This is a genomic window from Pseudomonas sp. Ps21-P2 (genome assembly GCF_039672565.1).
GTDB lineage: Bacteria > Pseudomonadota > Gammaproteobacteria > Pseudomonadales > Pseudomonadaceae > Aquipseudomonas.
The window spans coordinates 1-3809 of record NZ_JBDFPL010000027.1; the positions used below are offsets into that span (position 1 = coordinate 1).

The window sequence follows — 3809 nt, forward strand, 5'->3', positions numbered from 1 at the left end:
CGTTGGGCCAGGTGTTGGATCTGGCAATCGTGGCTGAGGGGGTAGAGACGCAAAGCCAGATGGCTCAGCTCAGAATTCTAGGCTGTCCTTATGCTCAAGGCATTCTGCTGAGCACACCCTTGCTTGCGGAGGACATGCATGCACTGCTCTCGGATTGATGGCCCAGGGCGCTCGGTCCATAGGTCAACCGACGAAGTCCGAGCCTTGCTCGGACATGCCACCCCACATTTGACTTCCAGTCGGAATGGATACGGGACAGATTGCTTTTTCGTACTCATCGACCTTCCCTACTAATTTTTTTCAAAAACAGCCGCTACCCAGCATTTTGCACCGTTGTATTCATCACCGCCTTCGGCAATGAAAATGTGATCTGTTTCATTCACAGCGTATACGCCTGGGCTCTCATCGCTCGCGTCACGCAAGGAGTCCTTCCAGCCGTAGACCGCGCCTTGCCAGATCAGCACGACGCCGCCACGGTGATCCTGGTTAGCATTTCGCCATTTTCTGGCAGTTGCACGAAGCGTTTCACTAAGATTGGTCACGGCTGATTTTCCTGCACGATCTGAGGTCCGATAATGCCCTGTTGCTACTGACAAAGCCCGCACGGGGCGGGCTTGTGGATGAAGCGACATTTTGGTTATTTGTGTAGCTGGTGGTGGAACGGGTGACTTGTCGCCGTGGTTACCATCAGCCATCAAGCCCTCAGGCGAAATAGCCGCTTTTCCTGCTCGATTAGGGGTACGATCACGGTATTCTTCTACGGCCACAGCCCCACTCGTGCCGGATTGAGCGTTGTTCAGTTTTTCTTACCTACACAGCTGCGTCGCAATGGCATCGAACTCACGGTCAAAACTAGCTTTCTCTGCCGCGCTCAAGAAACCCTGCTGCTCGACGAACCGATTAGTTTCATTCCGGACGTTCTCTACACGCTTCACCATACGCTGTGCTTCAACCTCGGTAATACGACGGACTTTTCTTGAGGTACTGATATCGGCACTTAGAACATTGGCTCTTACTGACATATGTGCTTGTCCTGGATCGCTGATCTGCGCTCCGGTCTCGCCGGCTATTTCTTGTTGGTTTTGGATGTCACAGCTTGGAAGATTGAGGCTTTGCTGTGCAGCTGCAGCGGTCAGGCTAAAAGCAAACAACGAAGTGAAGAAAATATGTTTCATGACTCATTCTCTTTAATCAGATGTCAATCCCGCGTGCATGGCATACCACGACCTAGACGGTGCTACCCGGCAATTGATTAAGGCGAATCTGCTGCATGGGCTCGGCTAGGATATTTTCCAGAACCGGCATAGCGTTTGTCAGGGTCGGAGCCATCATGTGCGCTTGCAGTGCCGCTTCACTGTCCCAGCTTTCGTAGGAAACAAAGCGGGTGGGGTCTTCAATATCCGTCAACAGCGCATAGGCCTGGCACCCAGGCTCCTGCTGGAATTGCGGCAGGGCTGATTGCAGCAGGTTTTTCAATTGCGCTTCCATGCCTGGCTTGGCTTTCATGATCGCTACGACGTTAAGAGGTGAAGTCATGTGGGGAGTCCTGACAATGCCGGCGCCGGAATGGAGCCGTCAGCGCATGAGACATGCCACGTAAGATATTCATTCAGAAAAAGCAGGGAGGCTATTGAAATCGCTTTGCACCTATTGGCTAGGTGGCAAGGGTTTTTTTAAGGTGCCAGCCTGCTGCACACCGCAGGCACTCCAAAAAGCCTTTGTAGGTTCCCACGCGTATAGCATTTGATGCGCAAGCCATTGGTGTAGCATGCTGAAAAACCACTCTTGGTCCTCAGTCGCGTGACATCCATGGCTAACAGAAAAACCACTGTTTTCGCGCTCCAGAGACGTGCCTGTCTCTCCAGTACCTACCATTTGGCCCACTATGGTGAGTCGAAATGACCGACAAACCGTCGGAAATCGAGACCCTTCGCTCTGAGGTTGAGAGTCTGCGATCACAGCTGGCTGAGACACGTTGTCTACGCTCATACGAGCTCTTGGCGAATAGAGGCATCGATCATGTACACCTTGCGCTCAAGGCAGGCGGAATCGTAGGCACTTGGGCTTGGCACCTAATCCGGGACAGTTTCTCCGTGGATATTGGTTTTACCGAGGCGTTTGGGCTTGATGAAAGCCTTGTTTACAAGGAAGTGACCATCAACGAGGTTCTTGAGAACGTTCACCCAGAGGACCGACCAGGATTAGACACTGCGATCGCAGAGGCCGTGATACGCGGTGGCGCCTATAGACATCAATACCGAGTCAAGCGCGCTGATGGTCGGTATTACTGGCTTGACGCCCATGGCAGCGTCGGCTCCGATGAACACGGCGTACGGACCAGCTTTCCCGGATTTGTGATTGACATCACCAAGCAAAGGGCCGCCGAAGAACGGCTGCGGGTCAGTGAAGCGCTGACCAAAGAAAACGTGCAACGTGTGCAGCTTGCGCTAGCAGCTGGAGCCATCATTGGTTGCTGGATATGGGACCTGAAACTGGATCGTTTTACGGTGGACGAGGCATTCGCCGTGGCGTTTGGCTTGGACGCTGCTTTGGGCAAGGAAGGAATCCCACTGGCTCAGATCTTAGAGAAGGTTCATCCCGATGATCGCCCCGGGCTGATCGAAGCGATTGATCAGGCCATTGCTCGCGGCGGCAGATACGCTCATCAGTACCGAGTCAGGCGAGCAGACGGCAATTACTATTGGTTGGAAGCAAACGGTCGGGTCGATTGCGATGCGGATGGCATACCGGTGGGCTTTCCTGGCGTGTTGCTGGATGTAGAGGGTCGCCGTAGTGTTGAAGCAGAACGCGACCGCGCCATTGCTGATTTACAGGCACTCAACGAGAATCTGGAGAAACGTGTCGCCGAGCGCTCTGCTGAGTTGCAGGATGCGCAGGAGAGACTTCGGCAGTCCCAGAAAATGGAGGCGGTTGGCCAATTGACCGGAGGCCTTGCGCACGACTTCAACAACCTGCTGGCCGGCATTTCTGGGTCACTCGAATTGATGCAGGTTCGAATGATGCAAGGTCGTATCAATGACGCGGAACGCTATATAGGCGCAGCACAGGGGGCCGCAAAGCGTGCTTCTGCCTTGACCCATCGGTTACTGGCTTTTGCGCGTCGCCAGACCCTTGACCCACGACCGACCGACATCAATCGGCTGGTAGTTGAGCTGCAGGACATGATTCAGCGAACCGTCGGCCCCAGCATTCAATTTGAAGTGGTAGGTATGCCTGGGTTGTGGGTCGCGTTAGTGGACGTCCCGCAGCTTGAGAACGCGTTGCTGAATCTGTGCATCAATGCTCGAGATGCAATGCCTGCAGGCGGCCGTATCGTCGTCGAGACAGCCAATAGGTGCCTCGATGAGAAGACCGCAAAGCAGTATCAAATTCCAGAAGGCCAATACCTGGCCCTCAGCGTAACGGACACCGGATCCGGAATGCCACCGGAGGTGGTCGCGCGAGCATTCGAACCCTTTTTCACGACAAAACCTATTGGTAAAGGGACCGGCCTGGGACTGTCCATGATCTACGGATTCGCCCAGCAGTCGGGAGGACAGGTCAAAATTCATTCCGAAGTGGGACTGGGTACAACGGTCTGCCTGTACCTTCCTCGTCACTATGCAGAAGCGGAAAGTGAAGTGGAACAACCAGAGCGTGCCGCCATAACACCCAGTGACCACAGCAAAACTGTGCTGGTGGTAGACGATGAGCCAACGGTGCGCATGCTGGTCATGGACATCCTGGAAGACCTCGGATACATGGCTATCGAGGCAGGTGACAGCGCAGCAGGGCTGAATGTACTCCAG

Annotated in this window: 5 protein-coding genes; 2 read left to right on the plus strand and 3 right to left on the minus strand. The window is 54.2% G+C overall.

The features are described 5' to 3' along the window. Nucleotides 1-11: 11 nt before the first annotated feature. The gene (locus ABEH28_RS27150) at nucleotides 12-158 is read left to right on the plus strand and encodes a hypothetical protein (RefSeq protein WP_346631551.1); all 147 of its coding nucleotides are present in this window, start codon (nucleotides 12-14) and stop codon (nucleotides 156-158) included. A gap of 132 nt (nucleotides 159-290) precedes the next feature. On the opposite strand, the gene ABEH28_RS27155 is transcribed toward ABEH28_RS27150, so the two are convergent. The 3 genes from ABEH28_RS27155 to ABEH28_RS27165 all read right to left on the minus strand — a co-directional run bounded on the left by ABEH28_RS27155 (nucleotide 291) and on the right by ABEH28_RS27165 (nucleotide 1536). Beyond that, nucleotides 291-542, minus strand: a complete 252-nt coding sequence (locus tag ABEH28_RS27155; protein ID WP_282372395.1) for a hypothetical protein — start codon at nucleotides 540-542, stop codon at nucleotides 291-293. A gap of 264 nt (nucleotides 543-806) precedes the next feature. Further along, nucleotides 807-1175 carry a hypothetical protein gene (locus ABEH28_RS27160; protein WP_346631552.1) on the minus strand — a complete coding sequence of 123 codons (369 nt, stop codon included), beginning with the start codon at nucleotides 1173-1175 and terminating at the stop codon, nucleotides 807-809. Nucleotides 1176-1227: 52 nt separating this feature from the next. Further along, on the minus strand, nucleotides 1228-1536 hold the full coding sequence (locus tag ABEH28_RS27165) for a putative quinol monooxygenase (RefSeq protein WP_192174996.1): 309 nt from the start codon (nucleotides 1534-1536) through the stop codon (nucleotides 1228-1230). A gap of 557 nt (nucleotides 1537-2093) precedes the next feature. On the opposite strand from ABEH28_RS27165, the gene ABEH28_RS27170 reads away from it, so the two are divergent. After that, a partial coding sequence (locus tag ABEH28_RS27170) for a PAS domain-containing protein (RefSeq protein WP_346631553.1) occupies nucleotides 2094-3809 on the plus strand: 1716 nt, incomplete at its 3' end.